Here is a 2,397-nt window from a genome sequence, read left to right as displayed (position 1 = left end):
GTCTGAAGACCTCTCTTGAGGAGCTTGAACGGCGGTTCGTGCACAAAGGTTCGATACCTACGATTCAGGAAGATTTTCAAGTTTGGGCGAAGAAGAAATTCGGTCTCAAAGGGTTTCGGTTCATCCAAAGACGGAATGACGGGCTTCCTGGCCGACGAACGCCCGTGCAATGCTGTTATGATGAAGTCAGCTTGGCCAAGATGCAAGAGCTGACCACGCTTGGGGTTTAGTTGACTGAGTTCTCCGGTTGGCTTCTTCAGGGAATGCTGCGCCGTCTCATCCTGCCCCCGAACCCTCCGATAGGACGCGTTAAGGGAGCTTGCACTTATCCATGTGACCACACCAGGGCGTGCACATGGTAGGAATCGTCCGGTTCGCGAAGGCTGAATCCCTCGTTGACCGCGGTCATCTCTGGTAACCGATTGATATAAATATTTTTTTGGCTTGGTTCTTTTGTTCCAATTCCTTTGGATCGGAGAGTTCAAACCAGAGCCGGGTACTACGCAGCAACGCGCGGCTACGACCTCCATACAAAGCCGGTCCGAAGCGACCTCGATACAAGCATGCCGCCTGACAAAGGTTGGCGTTGACCGCGGTCAACGGGCGTAACCGACAGATTCATATAGGTTTTTCGTGTCGTGTCGCAATGCATTGCAAAAGGATTCGAGGCAGATTGCCGGAACCTTCGATACAGGCGCTTTGAGTTACTGTGGGCAGGGCCTGTCGAACGCCCTCTCCGGTCCTTAGTGCGTTTTCGCAGCCTGGACGTCGCTTCGTGCCATCAGCGCCTGCTCTCAAAATGACGGCTAATATCAGCGTGCCCTGCTCCGCCTCGACCATCTTGGCCGGCCTGTATCCGCATCTTGTACGCTCTGTTGTGGCACTGAACCGGACGTCAGCATCTCGATCCTGCGTAAATGACGCCAGCGCGTCCTCGTCTAGTCGGTCTCAGCCCCTTCCCCGATCGGGCCCTGACGGCGCTCGCGTTAGAAGCCGGGTTCTTTGCTTCATGCCAGAAGCTGCTCGAGCGACGCGGAGTTCAGAAGGTAGCGCAAGTGGTGGGCGGTGACATAGGCATCGGGCATTGCCAGATGGGCTGGCAGACCCACGTTATGATCAGGACCATCCGGCATGCATTCGTATCAAGCATCTGATTGGAGAAGCTTGGTAGTTCCGGTCATACTCGAAGAGCGCATTTCCAAGTGCAGATCCAAGGCGCCCAGCCCGCCAATTTCGGTGTACAAAACGCCCTTCGAAGGATGCGCGATGAGCTTCCAATGCGGCAACGTCTCCGGGTTGGGCGTAGTACGCCGGGTGCAATATCTTTTCAAAGAGGGGAGGGGGCAACTTTCCCGTCGAATATTTGGTGATCGCCGCGCGGTCTTGCGATCACCAATGGATGCTGGTACAGCAACTTCAGATACCGAGGCACATTACGTGAAAAAAACCAACCGCAGCTTCACCGTCGAATACAAGAATGGGCGGCGCAGAGCAGAGCGCAAGCCGAATTCGATATGGGGAGATCTCGATTTGAAGTCGGTGGCTCGGCAGGCAAACGAAGCGGCGTTTTCATTACCAGGCGAGCATGGAGACGCCGCCCAGGGTTTCCAGCCTAGAGGGCAGGACAGTTCGACAGAGCCGATGTTGACACCGGCGATGCCGCAGCCGAAAAATTCATCGGCGACAGAGGAGATCCCCATGCTCGACGAAAACGAGACGGTGACGGAAACAAACACGCCAACCTCCGCCGAGGTAGTGCCGCCTGCGTCGGTGAAACAGCGCAAGCCCCGAACCAAGAAGGTCGCCGCGCAAGTGGATCCGTCGCAGGTCGCGGGGGCGGCATCAGACATCATCGATGCGACAGCCGGCAAGCCGAGACGCGGCCGTAAAGCCAAGACGATCCCGGCTGCAAGTCTTGCAAAAAGCAAACCTCTCAACCACGTGCGTAAGACGACGGACGCTGCACCCACCACCCCGGTGGATGCCATCGACGACATGGCGGAGCTTCTGCGGCTCGAAGACGAAAACCGCAGCCTGCGTAAGCAGCTTTCCGAAAAGCTGCGGGCCGAGAATGCGGATCTGCGAAAGCGGCTCAATCTCGCTTGAGGGGTAGCACGCCCGGCCAGCCGCGACCGTGAGGTCGCGGAGGTCACGGCGGCCAACCGGTTCGCGCTCGCTTTGTGCAGGCGAGTAGAGAGGTGGCTCGGTTTGTCTGAACAGTTTCGGGCGTTTCGCTAAGTGGATTTCCGCCTCGATTATGCCGCCACCATCATTGGTGCCAGCGCGTTGAAGTAGGCCTAATCCGGTGTCTGCCGGTCAAGGGATGAATGTGGGCGTCGGCTATTGTAAAAGGTCAGATAGCGGCCGATGCCAGCGCGAGCCTCGGAAACGGTTTTG

Annotated in this window: 4 protein-coding genes; 2 read left to right on the top strand and 2 right to left on the bottom strand. The window is 57.2% G+C overall.

Features of this window, described 5'->3' with window-relative positions; translation table 11 throughout:
• Positions 1 to 230, top strand: a 230-nt coding sequence (locus PDO_RS28800) for a hypothetical protein (protein ID WP_037073842.1), incomplete at its 5' end; no start/stop codon positions are given.
• A 777-nt stretch (positions 231 to 1,007) separates the two neighbouring features.
• Here PDO_RS28800 and PDO_RS29260 read toward each other — a convergent pair.
• Complete coding sequence (locus PDO_RS29260) at positions 1,008 to 1,133, bottom strand: hypothetical protein (RefSeq protein ID WP_280113370.1); 126 nt, start codon at positions 1,131 to 1,133, stop codon at positions 1,008 to 1,010.
• A 133-nt stretch (positions 1,134 to 1,266) separates the two neighbouring features.
• On the opposite strand from PDO_RS29260, the gene PDO_RS27180 reads away from it, so the two are divergent.
• Positions 1,267 to 2,106, top strand: a complete 840-nt coding sequence (locus PDO_RS27180; RefSeq protein ID WP_244426434.1) for a transcriptional regulator — start codon at positions 1,267 to 1,269, stop codon at positions 2,104 to 2,106.
• A 191-nt stretch (positions 2,107 to 2,297) separates the two neighbouring features.
• Here PDO_RS27180 and PDO_RS27175 read toward each other — a convergent pair.
• Positions 2,298 to 2,397: integrase core domain-containing protein (locus tag PDO_RS27175; protein WP_141649897.1), on the bottom strand; the 100-nt coding region annotated here is incomplete at its 5' end.

Source organism: Rhizobium sp. PDO1-076 (assembly GCF_000247475.1).
Classification (GTDB): Bacteria; Pseudomonadota; Alphaproteobacteria; order Rhizobiales; family Rhizobiaceae; genus Allorhizobium.
The sequence above is the reverse complement of the archived record's forward strand: the minus strand, read 5'-3'. Positions and strand labels throughout refer to the sequence as shown.